Source organism: Mycobacterium sp. NGS63 (assembly GCF_059812295.1).
In genome coordinates, this window is record NZ_JCALCJ010000002.1 from 379,001 (window position 1) to 400,834 (window position 21,834).

Sequence of the window (21,834 nt, forward strand, 5' to 3'; positions counted from 1 at the left end):
TGGGCTGACGGCGGTCCGAGGGTGGTCCCCCGTGGGCGGAACAAATCGAGGAAGGCGTGATTGGAGTGTCGTTGCTGAACGGTCAGACCGCGGTCGTCACCGGTGCCGCGCAGGGTTTGGGCTTTGCCATTGCGCAGCGATTCGTCGCCGAGGGCGCGCGGGTCGTGCTCGGCGATGTAAACCTGGAGACCACCGAACTCGCCGCCAAGGAGCTGGGCGGCGGCGACGTCGCGCTGGCGGTGCGCTGCGATGTCACAAAGGCCGCCGACGTCGAGGCGCTGGTCGCGATCGCCGTCGAGCGCTTCGGCGGGCTGGACATCATGGTCAACAACGCGGGGATCACCCGCGACGCGACGATGCGCAAGATGACCGAGGAGCAGTTCGACCAGGTCATCGACGTGCACCTGAAGGGGACCTGGAACGGCCTGCGGGCGGCGGCGGCCATCATGCGGGAGAACAAGCGCGGCGCCATCGTGAACATGTCGTCGGTGTCGGGCAAGGTCGGCATGGTCGGCCAGACCAACTACTCGGCGGCCAAGGCCGGGATCGTGGGCATGACCAAGGCCGCCGCGAAGGAGCTTGCGTACCTGGGGGTCCGGGTGAACGCGATCGCCCCGGGCCTGATCCGCTCGGCCATGACCGAGGCCATGCCGCAACGCATTTGGGACCAGAAGGTGGCCGAGATCCCGATGGGCCGCGCCGGCGAGCCCGGCGAGGTCGCCGGCGTCGCCCTGTTCCTGGCCTCCGACCTGTCCTCCTACATGACCGGCACCGTCATGGAGGTCACCGGCGGCCGCCACATATGAGTACTACCGCGAGCAGACGCAAAAGCACCGAATTTGCGCCCGATTCGGGTGCTTTTGTGTCTGCTCGACGGGGAAGGGGTAGCCATGCGCGAGACCGTCATCTGTGAACCCGTCCGGACACCGATCGGCCGCTACGGCGGAATGTTCAAGTCGCAGACCGCTGTCGACCTCGGGGTCGTTGCCCTCAAAGGGCTGCTGGAACGCACCGGCCTCGCCCCCGAGGCGGTGCAGGACGTCATCCTCGGGCACTGCTATCCCAGCAGCGAGGCGCCGGCCATCGGGCGGGTGGTGGCGCTGGATTCCGGCCTGCCGGTGACGGTTCCGGGCATGCAGGTCGACCGGCGCTGCGGGTCGGGTCTGCAGGCGGTGATCCAGGCGTGCCTGCAGGTGGGCAACGGCGACCACGATCTCGTCGTCGCCGGCGGCTGCGAAAGCATGAGCAACGTCGCCTTCTACTCCACCGACATGCGCTGGGGCGGCGCCCGCGGCGGCGTGCGGGTGCACGACGGCCTGGCGCGGGGACGCACCACCGCCGGTGGCCGGCACTACCCGGTGCCGGGCGGGATGCTGGAGACCGCCGAAAACCTGCGCCGCCAGTACGGCATCTCCCGCCTGGAGCAGGACGAGCTCGCGGTGCGCTCCCACCAGCGCGCGGTCGCCGCACAGAAGAACGGCATCCTCGCCGAGGAGATCATCGCGGTGCCGGTGCGCACCCGCCAGGGCGAGGAACTGATCGACACCGACGAACATCCGCGCGCCGACACGTCGGTCGAGTCGTTAAGCAAGCTCAAACCCGTTCTGCTGGGCGAGGATCCAGACGCGACCGTCACCGCCGGCAACGCCAGCGGCCAGAACGACGCCGCGTCGATGTGCGTGGTGACCACGCCCGAGAGGGCGTCAGAGCTGGGCCTGACGCCGTTGGTGCGCCTGGTGTCGTGGGGGTCGGCGGGCGTGGCCCCCAACGTCATGGGCATCGGGCCGGTGCCCGCCACCGAGGCCGCCCTCGCCAAGGCGGGCCTGCGCCTGGCCGACATCGACCTCATCGAACTCAACGAAGCCTTCGCCGCGCAGGCGCTTGCGGTGATGCGCGAATGGAACTTCGGCGCCGCCGACCGCGACCGCACCAACGTGCACGGGTCGGGCATCTCCCTGGGCCATCCCGTCGGTGCGACCGGCGGCCGGATGCTGGCCACCCTGGCGCGCGAGCTCAACCGCCGTCAGGCGCGCTACGGGCTGGAGACCATGTGCATCGGCGGTGGGCAGGGGCTCGCCGCGGTCTTCGAACGGGTCGCCTGAGATGACCGGCCCGCTGAGCGGCCTCACCATCGTCGAGGTGTCCAGCTTCGTCGCCGCACCGCTGTGCGGCATGACGCTGGGGCAGCTTGGCGCGCAAGTGATCCGGGTGGACCCCATCGGCGGCGCCTCCGACGTGCAGCGGTGGCCGCTGGCCCCCGGCGGCACGTCGATCTACTGGACCGGTCTGAACAAGGGCAAGCGCTCGGCCACCATCGACCTGCGCTCGCAAAACGGCCAGGAGTTGGTGCGACGGCTGATCGTCGAGGGCGACGGCATCGTCGTCACCAACGCCGTCCTGCCCTGGCTCGGCCATGAACTGTTGGCGGCCAAGCGTTCCGACGTCATCCACGTCCAGTTGCTCGGGCGCGGCGACGGCTCCACCGGGGTCGACTACACCGTCAACGCCGGCCTCGGGTACCCGCTTGTCACCGGCCCGGCCGCGCACGCCGGCCCGATCAACCACGTGCTGCCGGCCTGGGACGTGTGCTGCGGGCTGTACGCCGCGCTGGCCGTCGTCGCCGCCGTGCGCGACCGCGACCGGTCCGGGCGGGGCGCGCGCGTCAGCCTGGCACTGGAGGACGTCGCGCTGGCCACGGCGGGCAACCTCGGTCTGCTGACCGAGCCCCAGGTCACCGGGACGCAACGCGAACGGCTGGGCAACGCCATCTACGGACAGTACGGCCAGGACTTCACCAGCCGCGACGGGGCCGCGTTCATGGTTGTGACCTTGACGCGCAGGCACTTTCGCGACCTCGTCGAGGTGACCGGCACGGGCGCCCCGGTGTCGGCGCTCGAGGAGGCGCTGGGCGCGGACTTCGCGTCGGAGGGCGACCGCTATCGCTACCGCGACGTCCTGTCGGGGCTGTTCGCCACCTGGTTCGCCGATCACAGCGCCGACGAGGTCACCGCCGCGCTGTCGGACACCACCGTGCTGTTCGAGCGATACCGCACCTTCGCCGAGGTCGCCGCGGGCCCGAAGGTGACGGCCAACCCGCTCTTCACCCGGCTGCACCAGCCGGGTGTCGGCGACTACTTCGCGCCCGGCCTGCCCGCCGCGTTCGACGGCGCCCACCCGTCCGGCGCGCCGGCCCCGGCCCTGGGCCAGGACACCGCCGACGTCCTCACCGAGTGCCTGGGCCTGACGACCGATGACATCGCACGCTTGACGAGCGCCAACACGATAGGGAAGACCAGCACATGACCAAGCTCGCCCAGACCCTGGGCCTGACCGAGTTCCAGACCGAAATCCTCGCGACCGTACGGCAATTCGTCGATAAGGAGGTCATCCCCACCGCGCCCGAGCTCGAGCGCGGCGACACCTACCCGCAACGCATCGTCGACCAGATGCGGGAAATGGGGCTGTTCGGGCTGATGATCCCGCAGGAGTACGGCGGGCTGGGGGAGTCGCTGTTGACCTACGCGCTGTGCGTCGAGGAGCTTGCGCGCGGCTGGATGAGCGTCTCCGGGGTGCTCAACACCCATTTCATCGTGGCGTACATGCTGCGCCAGCACGGCACCGACGCACAGAAGGAGCGCTTCCTGCCCCGCATGGCGACCGGCGAGACCCGCGGCGCGTTTTCCATGTCCGAGCCGGAGCTCGGTTCCGACGTGGCCGCGATCCGCACTCGGGCGCAACGGGATCCGGATGGCGGCTACACCATCGACGGGCAGAAGATGTGGCTGACCAACGGCGGGAGTTCGACGCTGATCGCGGTGCTGGTGCGTACCGACGAGGGCGCGGACAAGCCGCACCGCAACCTCACCGCGTTCCTCGTCGAAAAGCCCACCGGGTTCGGCGAAGTCGTGCCGGGCCTGGTGATCCCCGGCAAGATCGACAAGCTGGGCTACAAGGGCATCGACACCACCGAGCTCATCTTCGACGGGTATCACGCCAGCGCCGACGACGTTCTCGGCGGCACCCCCGGGCAGGGCTTCTTCCAGATGATGGACGGCATCGAGGTCGGCCGGGTCAACGTCTCGGCGCGGGCGTGCGGGGTCGGCATCCGCGCGTTCGAGCTCGCGGTGAGCTACGCCCAGCAGCGCCACACCTTCGGCAAGCCGATCGCCGAGCACCAGGCGATCGCGTTCCAGCTGGCCGAGATGGCCACCAAAATCGAAGCGGCACACCTGATGATGGTCAACGCGGCCCGGCTGAAAGACTCCGGCGAGCGCAACGACGTCGCCGCCGGCATGGCCAAATACCTGTGCAGCGAATACTGCACCGAGGTCACCCAGCAGAGCTTCCGCATCCACGGCGGCTACGGCTACTCCAAGGAGTACGAGATCGAACGGCTGATGCGCGACGCGCCGTTCCTGCTCATCGGCGAGGGCACCAGCGAAATCCAGAAGAACATCATCAGCAAGCGGCTGCTGGCCGAGTATCAGGTGTGACGCGATGACCATCCCGGATTTCGCTGCGCGCCCGCAGCTTTCCGACGACGTCGCGCGCCTGATCCGCGCGAGGATCTTCGACGGCACCTACGTCGCGGGATCCTACGTTCGCCTCGATCAGCTGGCCGCCGAACTGGGCATCAGCGTCACGCCGGTGCGCGAGGCGCTGTTCGCGCTGCGCGCCGAGGGCCTCATCGCCCAGCAACCCCACCGCGGCTTCGCGGTGCTGCCGGTGACCGGGCGCGACGTCGCCGACGTCGCCAACGTGCAGGCCCACGTCGGGGGGGAACTGGCGGCGCGGGCCGCCGCCAACATCACCGACGATCAACTGCGCGAACTCAAGCAGATCCAGGCCGAGCTCGAAGACGCCTACGCCGGCGACGACGACGAGCGAACCGTCCGCCTCAACCACCAATTCCACCGTGCGATCAACGTCGCCGCCGATTCGCCCAAGCTCGCCCAGCTGATGTCCCAGATCACCCGCTACGCACCGGAATCGGTGTTCCCCACCATCGAGGGTTGGCCGGCACAGTCGATCCGGGATCACCGCCGGATCCTGTCGGCGCTCAAACGGCACGACGACGCGCTCGCCCGGGCCGCGATGTCCGAACACCTCGCCGCCGGTGCGGTCCCGCTGATCGACCACCTCACCGCGCGGGGCGTCGTGGTGGACGGGTAGCTAACCGCCGCTCGTTTCCGTCAGCATCTCGCGCAGGCGACGGACGTCGACCTTGCCGGTGGCGCCGCGCGGCACGTCGTCGTCGCAGGCCAGCAACAGCCACATGGTCGGAACTTTGAAGGCGCTCAGCAACTTTCGGGCCGATGCGTGAAGTCGCTCGGCGGTGAGCTCCGCACCGCACACCACCACCGCGCCCACCCCGTCGCCGGCGGCGCCGGGCACGTTGGTCACATAGGCGTTGTGGACGCCGTCGATCGAGCGCAGCGCCCGCTCCACCTCGCCGGGGTAGACCGTGGCGCCGCTGACCTTGAACATGTCGTCGGACCGGCCGTGGTAGAACAGGAATCCGTCCCCGTCGAGGCGGCCGAGGTCGCCGGTGGGGTAGAAGCCGTCGGCGGTGAACAGCTCCTCCCGGCCGCGCCCGCAGACGCCGCGCAGGGTATGCGGGCCCCGGATCTGGATCGCGCCAACGGTTCCCGGCGCAACGGCCACGCCGCTGTCGGGATCGACGATGCGGACCTCCATGCCGGGGAACGGCTTCCCGCAGCTGCCCCACGCGCTCGGCGGCATGTCGGTGTCGGCGGCGTAGCCGCAGTACGGTCCGAACGCCTCGGTCATGCCGAACAGCGTGGCCCGCGCGCCCGGTTGCGAGCGCCGCTCCGGCGGCAGCAGGGCCTCCAGGCTGCCCGGCCGCAGGGCCGACAGGTCGGCGCCGATCGTGGCGGCGTGCCGCGCGAGCGCCTCGGCCTGGTCGGGCCACCCGCGAAACAGGTTGACCCGCTCGGCTTCCAGCAGCCGCAGGGTCGTTTCGGGCCGCGGGATTTCCTCGGTCACCAGGGTGGCGCCGGCCAGCAGCGCGGACAAAAGTCCGCTGCCGAAGCCCCCCACCCAGAAGAACGGCATCGGCAGATACAAGCGGGTATCCGGCGTGATGCAGCGCGCCGCGAGGCCCGAGCGCACCGCGGCCAACGCGTTGCCGTGGGAGTGCACGACCCCCTTCGGCGCCCCGCTGCTGCCCGAGGTGAACATGACGACCAGCGGGTCGGCGGGCGTGACGGTCTCGGCCAGGGCGTCGACGACCCGCCGGGGGCCCTCGCCGGCTTGGCGGTTCAGCCGGTCGACGGGCCAAACCTCGCGCAGGGCGGGAAGTTCCAGCCGCGGCACGGCGCGCACGTCGTCCAGGTAGCGGTGGCCGCGGAATTCCTCGACGCTCAACAAAAATTGCACCGACGCGGCCCGCAACTGGGCGACCAGTTCGGCGGGCTGCAGCAGGGTGCTCAGCGGGACCAGCACGGCGCCGATGCGGGTCAGCGCGATCGCCACCTGCACCCAGCGGGCGCCGTTGGGCATGATCAGCCCGACCCGGGTGCCCTTGCCGACGCCGGCCTCGACGAGGACCGTGGCCAGATCGCGTGTGGTGGCGTCGAGTTCGCGATAGCTGATTCGCGCCGCCGGGTCGATCACCATCGGCTTGGTGTCGTGCTGCGCGGCCCGCGACCGCACCAATTGGTCGATGGTGTCAGGCATCGAACAGCTTCCGCAGTTGCCGCAGGTCGACCTTGCCGCTGGACAGCAGCGGTATCTCGCTGCGCGACAAGCCCAGAAACCACTTGGGAATCTTGTACGACGACAGCTCCTCCTTGAGCCGTTCCCGCAGCGCGGCCGCGTCGAGGTCCGGTTGGACGACGACCGCGGCGACCAGCTCTCCCCGCTTGGGGTCGGGCACGCCGACGACGTGGGCCTGCGCGCCGGTAACCCTGGCGATGGCCCGCTCCACCTCGGCGGCCGAGACGTTGGCGCCGGCCGTCTTGATCATCGCGCCGATCCTGCCGACGTAGTAGAAGAATCCGTCGGCGTCGGCGCGCACCAGATCGCCCGTGTGGAACCAGCCGTCGGCGTCGAAGCACTCCTCGCGACTGCGCTTGTGATAGCCCTGCATCACGTACGGGCCGCGGATGCACAGTTCGCCGACGCCGGAGGCGTCGGTGTCGACGATCATGGTGTCGAACCCGGGCGCCGGCCTGCCGAACGACCCGCGGCGGCTTTCCGGCTGGTCGGATTCGTCACCGCTGATCAGCAGAACGCTGCCGGCCTCGGTCAGCCCCAGCATGTTGTGCCGCAGCTCGGGGTCGACCGGGCGGGCGTCGGGCGCCATGATCGGGTAGAGGTTGCCGCGGCGCATCGACGACAGGGCGCGGCCGGGAAAGCTGGGATGATCGGCCAGGTGGGCGATGCCGGCGGCGAAACCGTTGGTGATGGTGGGCTTTTCGGCTTCCAGCAGGTCGAGCGTGCGGGCTGGGTCGGTCGCGTTGGAGCACACCAGCGTCGAGCCGGCCACCAGCGTGGCCAGCAGGCCGAACGCGAACCCGCCGATCCAGAAGAACGGGGAATTGCAGAACAGCCTGTCCGGGGCCGTCAGGCCGCGGATCTCGTTCAGGTTGCGCTGATGCTCGAGCAGCCCGGCGTGGGTGTGCACCACCCCCTTCGGGGTGCTGGTGGAGCCCGAGGTGTAGACGATGGCCAGCGGGTCGCAGCCGTCGACGTCGTCTTCCATGGCCGCCAGCAGCGCCGGATCGACGGTACCGGCCGCACGGCGCATGCGCTCGCCACCGATGGCGACGTGACGCAATTGCGGCGCGGCGGTGCAGAACAGCGGGGCATCGGAATCCAACTCCGCGCCGGGTAGCGCCTGGGCCAACCGGTCAACGTAATCGTGATTGCGAAACGACTTGGCGGCCAGCAGGATCCGGGCATCGCTGTCGACGAGCTGCTCGCGCAGCTCGCGGGCGGTTGCGAAGGTGGAGAACGGGATCACCACCGCGCCGATCCGCGCCGCCGCGAGCATGCCGACGACGAACTCGGTCCCGTTCGGGTAGAGCAGCCCCACCTGGGTGCCCTTGCCGGCCCCGTGCGCGATCAGCCCGCGGGCCAGTTCCGCCGAGCGGCGCTCGGCTTCGGCGTAGCTGATGCGATCGGCGTCGCACACCAGCAGCGTGTGCTCGGCGCGCGTGTCGGACCGCTGTCGCAGGATCTCGGCGACCGTCGGCGCGTCACCGGGCATGGTCGCGCTGGGGGGCATCGCGGAAGAAGAGCCTGACCGCCGCGAGGTCGGGCTTACCCGACGGGGTTCGCGGGATCGCCTCGACGATGGCGATCTCGGTGGGGATTTCGTAGCGGGCCAGCCGCGTTCGCAGGAATTCCACCAGCGTGTCGGCGTCGGCGGACGCGGTCTCGCGCAGCTGCACCATCGCCACCGGGGTCTCGCCGAGGCGCTCGTCGGGGCGCCCCACCACCGCCGCGCCCGCCACCGCGGGGTGGGCCTCCAGCGCGACGCGCACGTCGTCGGGCATCACCTTGAACCCACCGCGAATGATCGCCTGGTCGGCGCGCCCGACGATCCAGAGGAAGCCATCGGCGTCGATGCGCGCGAGGTCGGTGGTCCGCAGCCACGCCGCCGAGGGCCCCAGCTGTCCCGGCTTGACCTCCAGCAGGCCGACGCGGTCCGGTCCGAGCGCCGTGCCCTCGTCGTCGACTACCCGCAGCTGTGCGCCCGGGTTGGCCCGCCCGACGCTGCCGCGCTTGGCGCGCCAGTGCTTTTCGTAGTCCGGCAGGGTCCAGCCGGCGACGCCGCCGCCGAATTCCGTTGCGGCGTAGGAGGTCAGGACGGGTATGCCGAACTTTTCGGTGAAGGCGTCGGCGTCGTCGGCGGACAGCGGCGCCGTGCCGCACGTGACGGCGCGGATGCTTTCCAGGTCGGCGCGCGTCAGGTCCGAGTGCAGCACCGTCCGCAGCGCGGCCGGCACCAGCGACACGGTGCGGGGCCGGTGGGCGCGCACCGCCTCGGTCCACGCCGCGAGCTCGAATCGTTCCAGCAGGACAAAGGGTCTGGCCTCGGCGACGCATTGCAGCACCCGGAACACGCCGCCGATGTGCACCAACGGCGAGTTGACGATGGCGACGCCGCGGCGCAGCTCCGTCGGTGCCGGCGCGCGCTCGGGATCGGGGCCCATCACGCTGCGCGCCAGCATGTCGTAGCGGAGGTCGATGCGTTTGGGCGGGCCCGTCGTTCCGCTGGTCAGCATCCGCACCGCCACGTCGGCGTGCGCGCCGGTTCGGTCCGTGCGCTCCGGCGTGGCTTTGCCGACGGTGTCCAAGCGGGGCGAAATTGTTGCCGTCGCGGTCCCCGGCGGGACCAGCGTCGCCAGGTCGTCGGCTTCGCCGATGACCAGCGGCAGCTCCAGCGCGGCGATGTCGGCCCGGGTGCGCTCGTCGCCGCGCGCCGGATTGATGACGACGACGGTGCCGCCGCCCAGCAGCACCCCGAGGAAGGCAGCCACCTGCCCGGGCCGGTTGCGCAGCAGCATCCCGACCCGTTCGTGTTCGGCGGCCAGCGACGCGACAGCCCGCGCGGCCTCGCCCACCCGGCGCCACGGAATCCAGTGGCCCGCATACTCGATCGCGTTCGAGTCCGGCTGCAGCCCCAGCACATCGGCGATGCGCCGGGTGAGCGGGTGAGCGGGCATCAGCGAATCTTCGGCTCGCGCGCACCGGCCTCGCCCTGCCGGGCGGCCAGTTCGGCGGTACCGAGCGGGTTGCCGAGCCGGGTGTAGATCAGCCCCTGCTCCAGGGCGGCGCGATACGGCTTGTCCAGCGACTCCCAGATCGCCTTCACGCTGCCCTGGGTCGCCGACGGCGGCTTGGCGGCGATCGTCGCCGCGATCTCGTGGGCGCGGGTCCACAGCCGGTCGGCGGGGACCACCTCGGTCACCAACCCGATGCGCAGCGCGGTCTCGGCGCTGACCCGCTCGTCGTTGCCCATCAGCGCGATGCGCAGCGTCTCGCCCAGTCCGATGCGCCGCATCAGCCCGATCGGCTCCAGCGCACACACCAGTCCGGCCGACACGTGGGAGTCGAAAAACGTTGCGTCGTCGGAGCAGATGACGACGTCGGATTCGTTGACGAAGTAGAAGGCGCCGGCGGTGCACATGCCTTGAACCGCGCACACCACCGGCTTCCACATCTTTTGCCACTTGGGGCTGAGCGCCTCGCCCGGATCCTCGTGGTTCCACACGTTGTCGGGCTGGCCGTAGGGCGTCTTGATGTCCAGCCCGGCGCTGAACGCCCGCTCGCCGGCGGCCCGCAGCACCACCGCGTGCACGGATTCGTCGAGCTTGACCGCGTGCCAGGCCCGGGCCATCTCCTCGCACATGGTGCGGTTGAACGCGTTGAGCTGATCGGGCCGGTTCAGCGTGATGGTGGCGACGTGGTCGTCCGCGTCGACGTCGAGCAGGATGGTTTCGAACGAAGTCATCGGCACTGCCAGTTCGGCTTGCGCTTCTCCACGAACGCCCGAGGCCCCTCGGCCGCGTCCTCGGTCCGCAGCACCCGCTCGCGGAAGGTCTCGGCGAGTATCTCCGCTTCGTGCAGCGGCACGTTCAGGCCCTTGAGGATCGCCAGCCGGGTTCCCCGTACGGCAAGCGGCGCATTGGAATTGACGATATCGGCGATCTCGTGGGCTCGCTCCAGCAGGCGGTCGTGCTCGACGATCTCGCTGATCAATCCGAGCTCGTAGGCGCGCTGCGCGCTCATCCGCTCGTGCTTGCCCATCAACGCCATCCGCAGGGCGATCGAGCGGGGCAGCACCCTGGATATCCGCACCAGTTCGCGGCCGGCCACCAGCCCGATGCTGACGTGCGGATCGAAAAACGTTGCCTGCTCGGATGCGATGACGATGTCGGTCGTGGTGACCCAGTCCATGCCGGCCCCGCAGCACAGGCCGTTGACGGCGGTCAGCACCGGCTTGGCCATGGTGCGAAACGGCGGCGCGCCCTCCTGCGGGGCCTCCCATTGGTCGTATGTCGACAGGTAGGGCCGCTCGTAGATCACCTTGCCGTCTTCGGGAATCTCTTTGACGTCGGCGCCGGTGCAGAACGCGCGGCCGGTGCCGGTGACGATGGTCAGCCACACCTTGTCGTCGTTCTCGGCCTCGTCGTAGGCCGCGCGCAGCTCGGTGATCATGTGCGGGCTCAGCGCGTTGAGGGCGTCCGGGCGGTTGAGCGTGACGGTCGCGGTGTGCCCGTCGACCTCGTACTTGATCGTGTCGAACGAATCAGTGGGCATCAGTCATCCCTTCATACTCCGCTCAGCGGCCACGAAAATCCGGGTTCCGCCGCTGCCGGAAGGCCTCCAGGCCCTCCTTGAAATCGGCCGTTCGGCAAGACAACTCGAGGTTGAACAGTTCCTGGTTCAGCGACTGGCTCAGCGTCGCGTGCTGGCCGAATGCTAGGCCCTGCTTGGCCAGCCCGATCGCCGCCGTCGGCCCGGCGGCCAGCCGCTCCACCAGCCGCCCGGCGACGTCGTCGAGTTCGGCATCGGCGACGGTCTGGTGGATCAGCCCCCACTCGGCCGCGTCCGCCGCGCTGATCTTTTCGCCCAGCAGCAGCATCCGCCTGGCCCGCGCCACGCCGACCAGCCGGGGCAGCAGCCAGGTGGAACCGCTATCCGGGCTGAAGCCACGGTCGAGGAAAGGTTCCCAGAACACCGCGCCGGTGGCGGCCACGGTGAAATCGGCGGCCAGCGCGAGGTTGCAGCCGAATCCCACCGCCCAACCGCGCACGCTGCACACCACTGGCAGCTGGACGCTCGCGACGAGTTCTATCACCCGGTGGGCGGCGTGCGGAATCCGCCGCACCAGGTCGCCGGCGCGGGGACGCGGCCCGCCCGGCTCGTTGGTGGCCACCCAGTCGGCGCCGGCGCAGAAGTCGTCGCCCGCGCCGCGGAGGTGGATCGCCCGCAACGAGTCGTCGGCGGCGGCATCGGTCAGCGCGCCCACCAACGTGCCGATCATCAAGTGTGTCAACGAGTTACGCCGAGCGGGCCGGTCGAGCGTGACGCGCAGAACCGCGCCTTCTCGGCTCACCACCACCGAACCCTCGGCGCCGGCCGTGTCGGCCCCCTGACTCACCGTCTATCCGGCCTTTCTCCGCCGTTACGGTTACCCATACAGTAGGCAATACGATTGATACGCTGTATAAGTTAGCAAGGAAACGCTACCGACGGAAATAGTCCGGTGAAAGAGGGAAGGCATGGCCGCAACGGACGCCCGATTCGGCGAGGCGCCGCTGGACCAGACGGTGGCGGCCGCCGGCGCCATGCGCCGCCTCGGCTCGCTGCTGGTGTCCCTCGAGCACCCGCATCCCGCCGTGGACGACATGCTCGCGAAGTTCGCCGAGTGGGAACGCGAGCTGTCGGCCGCCGCCCCGACGGACAACGCGCCGCGAATCGGGGAGACCGACGGCGATCCCCGGCGGGTATACCTCAACCACGCCACCGACATCGGCGCCTACAACGCGTGCTTTCCCGAGTACCGGTTCGACCAGGTCGATCCCGAGCGGGCCGTCGGCGCCGTCAGCTTCCCGCTGATCTACGAGGGCCCGCCGGGACTGGTCCACGGCGGCTTCCTCGGGGTTTTCTTCGATTGCGTTATCCAGCACCACAATTGCGTCACCGGCCTATCCGGCAAAACCCGATCGTTGCTGGTCACCTTCCGCCGGCCCACCCCGCTGCTGACCGAGCTGCGATTCGACATCGCGCGCACACAGGTCGACCGGGGCATCACGTCGACGGCCCGGTTGCTGCTCGGCGACGAGGTGCTCTGCACCGGCGAGGTCAACACGCTGGCGTCGCCGCCGGAGAAGCTGGCCACCACCAGATTTGGCAGGCGGCGAAGGGAGTCCGACACATGAGCGCCTCCAGCGCATCCGACGATCGCGTCCTCTTCGACGTCGATCCCGACCGGCGAATAGCGACGATCACGCTGAACAATCCCAAGCAGCGCAACTCCTACGACGCCGCCATGCGCGAGACCGTCGCCCGCTGCCTGGACCGGGTGGCCGAGGACGACGACCTCACCGTGGTGCTGTTGCGCGGGGCCGACGGGGTCTTTTCCACCGGCGCCGACATGAACAACGCGTACGGCTGGTACGGCAAGGCCGACGACGAGCAAGCCAAGCGCCGCCCCAGCCAACGCCGGCGGCTCACGGTGGACCGCAAGTCGTTTGGCTTCTACCACAACTTCATGGGCTTTCCGAAGGTGACGGTTGCCGAGATCGCCGGCTACGCGCTGGGCGGCGGCTTCGAGATAGCGCTGATGGCCGACATCTCCGTGATCGCGCGCGATGCGAGGGTCGGCATGCCCGCCACCCGCTTCCTGGGACCGGCGCTGGGCAGCCTGCACATGTTCTTCCATCGGCTGGGGCCGGTGCTCGCCCGGCGCTTGCTGCTGACCGGTGACATCGTCGCGGCCGGCGAGCTCGAGCACCTCGGAATCTTCACCGACACTTGCGAACCCGGCGCGGTGACGGCGCGCGCGCGGTACTGGGCGGAGAAGGCGGCGAAGATGCCCGCCGACGGGGTCGTCATCGCCAAGGAAGCCTTCCGCCTGGTCGAGCAGAGCCAGGCGTACAACGGCGAGGAAGTCGCCAGCTACCTGTTCCACGCCTTCGGCACCAACCTGCAATTCGGCCCGGGGGAATTCAACTTCGTCAAGACGCGCGCGCAGCACGGCGCCAAGGAGGCCTTCCGGCTACGCGACGAGCATTTCCACGTGCCGAAGCCCCCGGAATCGTAAGCGCGGCAATCCAATTCGGCTAGTGGGCCTTGCCCGCTTTGCCCTGCCGGGACGACGTCGACTTGGCGCCTTTGGCGCGCTTCTGGATCAGGCCGGCGGCGTAATCGAGGATGCAGTTCAGGCCGAATTCGAAATTGGTCTCGTCGGCGGCCGCGATGCGGTGTCCCTGCCCGGTCACCTGGGCGATCAGCGGAGTGGTGGCCGGGTCGATGGCCACGGCGTCCTCGATGGCGCGCGGTCCGCTTTCGTTCGTCTGGTTCTTTTCGTAGAGGCGATTCAGCACTACCGATCCGTGGACGTGCACCGAAACCGCGGAATAGGTGTCGAACGCGTCCTCGGGCGACAGCCCGGCCTCGACCAGGTTGGCGATCGCCTTCTCCACCTCCTGGGCGCCGATCCGCGCCGCCTTAGGACTGAGCGCCGTGCGAATCAGAATCAGGTCGCACAGAATCGGGTTGCCGATGAACGTCTTCCGCATCAGGCGCGCGTGGTTGCGCAGCGTTTCACGCCAGTCGCTCGCTTCGACGTACGGGGTGGCGAACACGTACTTGCTCAACGCGCGGTCGGTCATCGCGTTGAGCAGATCGTCCTTCTTGCGGAAGTACCAGTAGATGCTGGTGACACCCACGCCCAGGTGTTTGCCGAGCAGTGGCATGCTCAGGTTGTCTATCGAAACCTGTTCGGCGAGTTCGAATGCGCCGCTGATGATGTCGTCGGGGTTGATGGACCCGCGTTCGCGTCGTTGGCGCTTCTCAGCGGTTGCCTGCTTTGCCACTACGGGCACCTCCATCCAGACCTATCCTGGAACAATTTACCGGCGGCTTTGGCGTCTTTCGTCGTTATTTCCTTCTGCTACTGTAATACCTATCGTAGGCTTTGTGGTAAACCGACGCTTTCGGTGGACAACGTTGGGCGGGCGAAGATGACCGGGCTGACGGCATGGATCTAGGGCTGGCCAACGCCGCCACGGTGGTCGTCGGCGGCAGCCGCGGCATGGGCCTGGCGACGGCGCGCTGCTTCGCCGACGAAGGCGCCCGGGTGGCGGTCGTCGGCCGCAGCCGCGACGCGCTGGATGCCGCGGTCAAGGAGTTGAGCGATCGCGGCAGCCCCGAGGCCGTCGGGCTGGTCGCCGACGTCGCCGACGCGGCCGCGGTCGACAACGCGTTCGCCGATCTCGGTGAGCGATGGGGCGGCGAGCTCAACGCCCTCGTGATCACCGTCGGCCCCGGCGCGGCGGGCAACTTCGAGGCGCTGACCGACGAACAGTGGCTCCAGGCCGTCGAGGACGGGGTCATGGGGATGGTGCGCTGCGTCCGTACGGCACTTCCGTTGCTGCGCAAGGCGCAATGGGCGCGGATCGTCACCTTCTCCGCACACTCGACCCAGCGCCAAAGCGTCCTGCTGCCCGCCTACACGGCGGCCAAGTCGATGCTGACGAGCGTCTCGAAGAACCTGTCCCTGCTGCTGGCCAAGGACGAGATCCTGGTCAACGTGGTCTCGCCGGGCAGCATCGCGTCCGAGTCGCTGGTCGGATGGGCGACGTCCGTCGGCGTCGACGGCAACGATCCCTACGCCCTGATGGACGCCATCGCCGAGCATTTCGGCCACCCGGCGCACCTGCCCCGCGCCGGCCTGCCGGACGAAATCGGGCCCGTCGCAGCCTTTCTCGCGTCGCGGCGTAACTCCTACATGACCGGCGCCAACGTCAACGTCGACGGCGGTTCGGATTTCACCTGAGGTCACGACGGAAAGGAGTCGGCTGTGGCGACGGCGAGCGAGGCGCGTGCCTGGGCGCGCGGTGCGTTGCGGGGAATCGGCGACTCCCTCTACACGCCGTTCTGCGGCGACGACGGTGACGACATCGACTGGGACGCCTACCGGACGCTGGTGCGTTACTGTGTCGGCGATCTCGGCCACCCGATGCTGTGGTGCACCAGCGGCATCGCCGAGTTCTGGTCGTTGACCCTCGACGAGCGAAAGCGCTTGCTGGAGGTCGCAATCGAGGAGGCCAGGGCCGTCAACCCCGACGTGGTGGTGCAGGCGTGCACCGCGGCGATGTCGGCCAAGGACTGTCTGGATCTGACCCTGCATGCCCAGCGGGCCGGCGCCGACATCGCCTACATCCAGACGCCGATGATGGAAGCCCACGGCGGCGAGGGCGTGCTGCGATTCTTCCAATACGTCGCCGCGCGCACCGACATCGCCCTGGGCATGTTCAATTCCCCGTCCTCGGGCTACGTGCTGACCCCGGCCGAGGGCGCGCGGATCTACGACGAGGTCACCGCCGTGTGCGCCACCAAGGAGGGCGCCTTCCGCCCTGGCGCCAGTCGCATGCTGCACGAGCTCGCGCCCGACCTGGTGCTGTGGGAGTGCGACAGGACGGTGTATCGGGCCGGCTGGCTGCGCGATGGGCTCGTGTGCCCGGCGCAGCTGGGCACGGCCGGCTATTTGTTCGAAACCCCGCAGCGGCGGCTGTTTTCGGAGTATTGGGATCTGATCCAAAACGACAAGCTCGTGGAGGCGATGGACTACGGGCGGGATTCCGGCATGGATCAGTTCGACCTCGACGTCGGGTCCTGGTGGACGTGCTACCCCGGGCGGTCGGACTACTTCACCCACTGGGGCGGCGCCTTCAAGTACGCGGCCTCGCTGCTGGGCCTGCCGATCGGCGACTATCCGCATTCCCGCCCGCCGCAGGCGAAGCTGCCCGACGAGGCGAAGACCCAGATGCAGAAGGCCTACCGGCGGCTAGGGCTCATCGACGCCTGACCGCGTTGCGGCGCAATCGGTTACGAAAAGGCGGACCCGGCCGGCGACCGGGTCCGCTCCTTCGACTGGCCGTTACTGCTGCTCGGCCCGCTCGCGCTGCTCGTAGGCCTTGGCCTTGCCGCGGGCCTTCTCGGCCGCGGCTTCCTTGCGCCCGGCCTCGCGTTGCGCGTCCGCCTTGTCCTGCTGGGCCTCGCCCTCGTTGATCAGGTCGTTGCGGCCGAGCACCGTGCCGACGAATTCCTTGGCCTTGCCGAGCACGCCTTCGACGATGCCCCTGACGAGCTCAATCGGGCCGCTCTTTCTGTCAACCATTGTGTTCCTCCCCTTTTTGAAACCCTTGTTGGACGGCTTGCCCTTCCGGGTTCCCGACCGGGCCGCCGACGCAAACCTCACGCCGGCGTGGCGCGCGCCACAGGTGCACCACCCACAGGGAGACGCCCCCGGCGAGCGCGACCCAGAACAGGATCTGCGCGCCCGTCACCGCCAACTCGATGCGCAGCGCCGCCGTGCGCGCCTGGCGCAGCCGGTGCACCAGCGTCCTTGCCGCGGTATTCATCCCTGCCTGGTACCCCGCCGGGTCACCGTCCGAAACCCCGGGCGCGGTAGAGCGCGTCGAGACCGGGAAATCCGCTGTTCCGGCCGGGTTTCCCGAAGGTTTGGCGGCAGTTGTGGAATGCGGTACCGATAGGTATACAGTATGGGTACAAAATCGCGTCGTTGGTCAGCCCTGGGAGGGACCGTTTGATGAGTGCCGCCGACCGTGTGGTCACCGACGACGCGGTGCTGTACGAGACCCCGTCGAGCGGCGTCGCGGTCGTCACGTTCAACCGCCCCGGGCGGCTCAACGCCTGGGGCCCCGACATCTCGCGTGGGTTCTATGCGTGCATCGACCGCGCCGAGGCCGACCCCGCTGTCCGGGTGATCGTGTTGACCGGGGCGGGCAAGGGGTTTTGCGCCGGCGCGGATCTGGGTGGCGCGGGATCCATCGACGAAAAGCTGGGCGACGGCGACACCGACGTCACCCGGCTGGTCGGCGACCGCCACCCACACTTCCTCACCTCGCTGCGCAAACCGATCATCGCCGCGGTCAACGGCGCGTGCGTGGGCATCGGCCTGACCCACGCCCTGATGTGCGACGTCCGGTTCGCCGCCGCCGGCGCCAAGTTCGCCACCGCGTTCACGCGCCGGGGATTGATTGGCGAGTACGGGATCTCGTGGATTCTGCCGCGCCTCGCCGGTTGGGGCGCGGCGATGGACCTACTGCTGTCCGGGCGCACGTTCTTCGCCGAGGAGGCGGCCGAACTGGGGCTGGTCAAGGAGGTCGTCGCGCCCGACCAGCTGATGGCCCGCGCGCTGGAGTACGCCGACGACATCGCCCGCAACTGTTCGCCGGCGTCGCTGGCGGTGATCAAGCGGCAGGCCTACGGCGACGCCCTGCGCGAGGTCGTCGACGTCAGCGCCCGCGCCGAAACGCTCATGCACGAGTCGCTGCTGCGGCCCGACGTCATCGAAGGCATCACCAGCTTCCTGGAGAAGCGGCCACCGCGGTTCCCGCCGCTGGCGGCCACCTAACCAGCCCGGAAAGGATCATCATGACCGCCCTGAACTACCAACCGATCGACGTCGACAACCACTACTACGAGCCGCTGGATTCGTTCACCCGGCATCTGGACAAGAGGTTCAAGCGGCGCGGCGTGCAGATGGTCAGCGACGGCAAGCGCACCTGGGCGGTGATCGGGGACCGGGTCAACCATTTCGTCCCCAACCCCACCTTCGACCCGATCATCGTGCCGGGCTGTTTGGACCTGTTGTTCCGCGGTGAGATTCCCGAAGGCGTCGACCCGGCGTCGCTGATGAAGGTCGAGCGGCTGGCCAACCACCCGGAGTACCAGAACCGCGACGCCCGGATCGCGGTGATGGACACCCAGGACATCGAAATGGTGTTCATGCTCCCGACATTCGGCTGCGGGGTCGAGGAGGCGCTCAAGCACGACATCGAGGCGACGATGGCCTCGGTGCACGCGTTCAACCTGTGGCTCGACGAGGACTGGGGTTTCGACCGGCCCGACCACCGGATCATCGCCGCGCCGATCATCTCGCTCGCCGATCCCGTCCACGCGGTCGACGAGGTGGAGTTCGTGTTGTCCCGCGGCGCCAAGCTGGTGCTGGTGCGCCCGGCGCCGGTGCCCGGCCTGGTCAAGCCGCGCTCGCTGGGCCATCCCAGCCACGACCCGGTGTGGGCGCGGCTGGCCGAGGCGGGGGTGCCGGTGGGATTTCACCTGTCCGACAGCGGCTATCTGCACATCGCGGCGGCCTGGGGTGGCAAGTCGACGTTCGAGGGCTTCGGCGCCAAGGATCCGCTGGACCAGGTGCTGCTCGACGACCGGGCCATCCACGACACGATGGCGTCGATGATCGTGCACGGCGTGTTCACCCGCCACCCGAAGCTGAAGGCGGTCAGCATCGAAAACGGCTCGTACTTCGTGCACCGGCTGATCAAGCGGCTGAAGAAGGCGGCCAACACCCAGCCCCAGCATTTCCCCGAGGACCCGGTGGAGCAGCTGCGCAACAACGTGTGGATCGCGCCGTACTACGAGGACGACCTGCCGGAGCTGGCCGAGCTCATCGGCGTCGACAAGATTTTGTTCGGTTCGGACTGGCCGCACGGGGAGGGCCTGGAGTCGCCGGTGTCGTTCACCGAGGAACTCACCGCGTTCAGCGAGTCCGATGTCCGAAAGATCATGCGCGACAACGCGCTAGACCTCCTCGGCGTCCAGGTCGGTTCGGCCGCTTGATCACGCGAGGCCGGGTACTCCCGTGAGCGAATGGACCATCGGCGCGGTGCTGGACGCCATCGCCGACGTCATCGGGGACCGGACGATGACGATCTGCGGCGACCGCCGCAGCACCTTCGCCGAGTCGGCCGACCGCACCCGCAGGCTGGCGAACTTCCTGGCGGGCAAGGGATTCGGCGCTTACCGCGAGCGGTCGGAACTGCAGAACTGGGAATGCGGGCAGGACCGCGTCGCGCTGGTGATGCACAACGATCTGTACCCCGACATGGTCGTCGGGTGCCTCAGGGCCCGCACCGTCCCGGTCAACATCAACTACTACTACACGCCGCGCGAGGTCGGCGAGCTGCTCGACTACGTGCGGCCCCGGGCGGTCATCTACCACCGCGCGCTCGGCGCGAAGTTCGCCGAGGTGCTCGCCCGCGACGGCGTGGAGCTGTTGGTGTCCGTCGACGACGGCAGCACGGCCCCGGAGCTGCCCGGCGCCGTCTCGATGGATGACGCGCTGGCGCAGGGGGATACCGACCAATCGGTGGCGGCGTCGCCGGATGACCTGCTGATGATCTGCACCGGCGGCACGACCGGCCGGCCCAAGGGCGTGCTGTGGCGACAGTCCGACATCTACGTGTCGTCGATGGTGGGCGCCGATCACGCCAACGCCCAGGAGATCCACGACAAGGTGCGGGCACCGGCGGGGGCCCCATGGTTCGCGGTGTCGCCGCTGATGCACGCGGCCGGCATGTGGACGGCGTTCGCCGCGATCATGGCCGGCACACCGGTGGTGCTCTACGACACCGCCAAAAAGCTCGACCCGCAATCGGTTTGGGAGACCGCGGAACGCGAGAAGGTCGGCATGATGACGATGGTCGGCGACGCCTACGCCGCGCCGCTGGTGGCCGAACTGCGCCGCGGCTCCTATGACCTGTCGTCGATGTACGCGATCGGCACCGGCGGCGCCGCAACCAATCCCAAGTACCAGCGGGCCCTGGTGGAGCTGATACCCCAGCTCACGGTCATCAACGGCTACGGCTCGTCGGAGACCGGAAACATGGGATTCGGCCACAGCCGGCGCGACGCACAGGCCGACACCTTCGTGCTGCGCGAGGGCGGGCTGGTGCTGTCCGAGGACTACAGTCGCTTCCTTTCCCCCGGCGAGCCCGAGGTGGGCTGGGTGGCCCGGGAGGGACGAATCCCGTTGGGCTACTTCAACGATACCGAAGCCACCCGCAAGACCTTTCCCGTGATCGACGGCAAACGGGTGGTGATATCGGGCGACCGCGCCGCCTTGGAAGCCGACGGCACGTTGCGGCTGTTCGGCCGCGACTCGCTGGTGGTCAACACCGGCGGCGAGAAGGTATTCGTCGAGGAGGTCGAGGAGGTGCTGCGCGCCCACCCGGCGATCGCCGACGCGCTGGTGGTCGGGCGACCCAGCGATCGCTGGGGCGAGGAACTCGTCGCGCTCGTCGAACTCCGCGACGGGTCCGAGGTGGCGCCCGAGGCGCTGCACGCGCACTGCACCGATCAACTCGCGCGGTTCAAGGCGCCCAAGGAGTTTCTGTTCGTCGACTACGTCCACCGGCTGGGCAACGGCAAGGCCGACTACCGTTGGGCGAAAAGCCACGCAACAGCGAAGGTGTCCCCATGAAAGCGATCGATTGCCTGGTCAACGTGCACTTCGGCGAGACCGAGAAGCAACCGACGTGGATGCTCAAGGTGCGCGACGACTACTTCAAGGGCCCCCAGTCGATGTTCGCGCCCGTCGACCTGGCGGAGCTGATCGACGAGATGGACGCCAACGACGTGCGCAAGGCCGTCCTGATGGACAACCTCGCCAAGCCGTCGGTGACCGCCCGCAAATTCGTCGAGGCCAAGCCGGAGCGCTTCGCGCTGGCGATGGGCGGGGTGAACCTGCTGCGCCCGATGCCGTCGCTGGCCGAGCTCAGCGCGGTCGTGCGCGACCTTCCCGTCGCGTATGCCGCTGTGGGGCCGAGCTTTTGGGGCGACGGCCAGTACCCGCCCAGCGACGCCGTCTACTACCCGCTCTACACGAAGTGCGCCGAGCTCGAACTCCCGTTGTGCATCAACACCGGCATCCCCGGGCCGCCGATCCCGGGGGAGGTGCAGAACCCGATCCACCTCGACCGGGTGTGCGTGCGGTTCCCCGAGCTGAAGCTGTGCATGATCCATGGCGCGGATCCCTGGTGGGACATCGCGATCCGGCTGCTGATCAAATACGCCAACCTGCGCCTGATGACGTCGGCCTGGTCGCCGAAGCGGCTGCCGGAAAGCCTGCTGCACTACATGCGCACCCGCGGACCGGGCAAGGTGATCTTCGCCTCGGACTGGCCGGTGCTGAGGATGCACCGCGTCGTGCCCGAGGCGGCCGGGCTGGACCTGCCGGCCGACGTGCTCGAAAACTATCTCTACAACAACGCACATGAATTCTTCTTTGGTGGCCAGGAGGAGCGCTGA

22 protein-coding genes are annotated in these 21,834 nt (G+C 68.9%); 13 read left to right on the top strand and 9 right to left on the bottom strand.

Features of this window, described 5'->3' with window-relative positions; all coding sequences use genetic code 11:
* The first annotated feature begins 56 nt into the window (after positions 1-56).
* The 5 genes from fabG (at position 57) to AC5Y4Z_RS05120 (ending at position 5,172) form a co-directional block, all read left to right on the top strand.
* Positions 57-806, top strand: coding sequence for a 3-oxoacyl-ACP reductase FabG (fabG, locus tag AC5Y4Z_RS05100; protein WP_499961228.1), 750 nt, complete (start codon positions 57-59; stop codon positions 804-806).
* 84 nt (positions 807-890) lie between these two features.
* Complete coding sequence (locus AC5Y4Z_RS05105) at positions 891-2,102, top strand: acetyl-CoA C-acetyltransferase (protein ID WP_499961229.1); 1,212 nt, start codon at positions 891-893, stop codon at positions 2,100-2,102.
* Position 2,103: 1 nt separating this feature from the next.
* Complete coding sequence (locus AC5Y4Z_RS05110; RefSeq protein ID WP_499961230.1) at positions 2,104-3,303, top strand: CoA transferase; 1,200 nt, start codon at positions 2,104-2,106, stop codon at positions 3,301-3,303.
* Entirely contained in the window at positions 3,300-4,493 is a 1,194-nt protein-coding gene (locus tag AC5Y4Z_RS05115) for an acyl-CoA dehydrogenase family protein (protein ID WP_499961231.1), read from the top strand. The genes AC5Y4Z_RS05110 and AC5Y4Z_RS05115 overlap by 4 nt, the downstream gene beginning before the upstream one ends.
* A 4-nt stretch (positions 4,494-4,497) precedes the next feature.
* Entirely contained in the window at positions 4,498-5,172 is a 675-nt protein-coding gene (locus tag AC5Y4Z_RS05120) for a GntR family transcriptional regulator (RefSeq protein ID WP_499961232.1), read from the top strand.
* Here the strand turns inward: AC5Y4Z_RS05120 and AC5Y4Z_RS05125 are convergent, their stop codons facing one another.
* The 6 genes from AC5Y4Z_RS05125 to AC5Y4Z_RS05150 are packed head-to-tail and all read right to left on the bottom strand — an operon-like array spanning position 5,173 to position 12,136.
* Entirely contained in the window at positions 5,173-6,699 is a 1,527-nt protein-coding gene (locus AC5Y4Z_RS05125) for a class I adenylate-forming enzyme family protein (RefSeq protein WP_499961233.1), read from the bottom strand.
* Positions 6,692-8,233 (bottom strand): class I adenylate-forming enzyme family protein, encoded by a 1,542-nt coding sequence (locus AC5Y4Z_RS05130; RefSeq protein WP_499961841.1) that lies wholly within the window; start codon positions 8,231-8,233, stop codon positions 6,692-6,694. Before AC5Y4Z_RS05130 ends, AC5Y4Z_RS05125 begins: the two co-directional genes overlap by 8 nt.
* Entirely contained in the window at positions 8,223-9,695 is a 1,473-nt protein-coding gene (locus tag AC5Y4Z_RS05135) for a class I adenylate-forming enzyme family protein (RefSeq protein ID WP_499961234.1), read from the bottom strand. Before AC5Y4Z_RS05135 ends, AC5Y4Z_RS05130 begins: the two co-directional genes overlap by 11 nt.
* Positions 9,695-10,483, bottom strand: coding sequence for an enoyl-CoA hydratase/isomerase family protein (locus AC5Y4Z_RS05140; protein WP_499961235.1), 789 nt, complete (start codon positions 10,481-10,483; stop codon positions 9,695-9,697). The genes AC5Y4Z_RS05135 and AC5Y4Z_RS05140 overlap by 1 nt, the downstream gene beginning before the upstream one ends.
* Positions 10,480-11,292 (bottom strand): enoyl-CoA hydratase/isomerase family protein, encoded by an 813-nt coding sequence (locus AC5Y4Z_RS05145; protein WP_499961236.1) that lies wholly within the window; start codon positions 11,290-11,292, stop codon positions 10,480-10,482. The genes AC5Y4Z_RS05140 and AC5Y4Z_RS05145 overlap by 4 nt, the downstream gene beginning before the upstream one ends.
* Before the next feature lie 22 nt (positions 11,293-11,314).
* Positions 11,315-12,136 carry an enoyl-CoA hydratase/isomerase family protein gene (locus AC5Y4Z_RS05150; RefSeq protein ID WP_499961237.1) on the bottom strand — a complete coding sequence of 274 codons (822 nt, stop codon included), beginning with the start codon at positions 12,134-12,136 and terminating at the stop codon, positions 11,315-11,317.
* Between the two features lie 121 nt (positions 12,137-12,257).
* Between AC5Y4Z_RS05150 and AC5Y4Z_RS05155 the strand changes: the two genes are divergently transcribed.
* Positions 12,258-12,917: a hotdog family protein gene (locus tag AC5Y4Z_RS05155; protein ID WP_499961238.1), complete on the top strand. Its 660-nt coding sequence runs from the start codon at positions 12,258-12,260 to the stop codon at positions 12,915-12,917.
* Positions 12,914-13,801, top strand: a complete 888-nt coding sequence (locus AC5Y4Z_RS05160) for an enoyl-CoA hydratase/isomerase family protein (protein WP_499961239.1) — start codon at positions 12,914-12,916, stop codon at positions 13,799-13,801. Before AC5Y4Z_RS05155 ends, AC5Y4Z_RS05160 begins: the two co-directional genes overlap by 4 nt.
* Before the next feature lie 19 nt (positions 13,802-13,820).
* Here AC5Y4Z_RS05160 and AC5Y4Z_RS05165 read toward each other — a convergent pair whose 3' ends face one another.
* A complete protein-coding gene (locus AC5Y4Z_RS05165) occupies positions 13,821-14,591 on the bottom strand; it encodes a TetR/AcrR family transcriptional regulator (RefSeq protein WP_499961240.1) in 771 nt (256 codons plus the stop codon).
* 149 nt (positions 14,592-14,740) lie between these two features.
* Between AC5Y4Z_RS05165 and AC5Y4Z_RS05170 the strand changes: the two genes are divergently transcribed.
* Positions 14,741-15,538 (top strand): SDR family NAD(P)-dependent oxidoreductase, encoded by a 798-nt coding sequence (locus tag AC5Y4Z_RS05170; RefSeq protein ID WP_499961241.1) that lies wholly within the window; start codon positions 14,741-14,743, stop codon positions 15,536-15,538.
* 24 nt (positions 15,539-15,562) lie between these two features.
* Positions 15,563-16,570, top strand: coding sequence for a dihydrodipicolinate synthase family protein (locus tag AC5Y4Z_RS05175; RefSeq protein ID WP_499961242.1), 1,008 nt, complete (start codon positions 15,563-15,565; stop codon positions 16,568-16,570).
* A gap of 72 nt (positions 16,571-16,642) precedes the next feature.
* On the opposite strand, the gene mbp1 is transcribed toward AC5Y4Z_RS05175, so the two are convergent.
* Positions 16,643-16,882 (bottom strand): microaggregate-binding protein 1, encoded by a 240-nt coding sequence (gene mbp1 / locus AC5Y4Z_RS05180; RefSeq protein WP_499961243.1) that lies wholly within the window; start codon positions 16,880-16,882, stop codon positions 16,643-16,645.
* Positions 16,875-17,126, bottom strand: coding sequence for a hypothetical protein (locus AC5Y4Z_RS05185; RefSeq protein ID WP_499961244.1), 252 nt, complete (start codon positions 17,124-17,126; stop codon positions 16,875-16,877). Before AC5Y4Z_RS05185 ends, mbp1 begins: the two co-directional genes overlap by 8 nt.
* Before the next feature lie 188 nt (positions 17,127-17,314).
* On the opposite strand from AC5Y4Z_RS05185, the gene AC5Y4Z_RS05190 reads away from it, so the two are divergent.
* From AC5Y4Z_RS05190 to AC5Y4Z_RS05205, 4 genes are read left to right on the top strand one after another with little or no spacing between them, the layout of a single operon-like run.
* Positions 17,315-18,142, top strand: a complete 828-nt coding sequence (locus AC5Y4Z_RS05190) for an enoyl-CoA hydratase (protein ID WP_499961245.1) — start codon at positions 17,315-17,317, stop codon at positions 18,140-18,142.
* Positions 18,143-18,162: 20 nt separating this feature from the next.
* Entirely contained in the window at positions 18,163-19,365 is a 1,203-nt protein-coding gene (locus AC5Y4Z_RS05195; protein WP_499961246.1) for an amidohydrolase family protein, read from the top strand.
* A gap of 22 nt (positions 19,366-19,387) precedes the next feature.
* Entirely contained in the window at positions 19,388-21,007 is a 1,620-nt protein-coding gene (locus AC5Y4Z_RS05200; RefSeq protein ID WP_499961247.1) for an acyl-CoA synthetase, read from the top strand.
* Positions 21,004-21,834, top strand: a complete 831-nt coding sequence (locus tag AC5Y4Z_RS05205; RefSeq protein WP_499961248.1) for an amidohydrolase family protein — start codon at positions 21,004-21,006, stop codon at positions 21,832-21,834. Before AC5Y4Z_RS05200 ends, AC5Y4Z_RS05205 begins: the two co-directional genes overlap by 4 nt.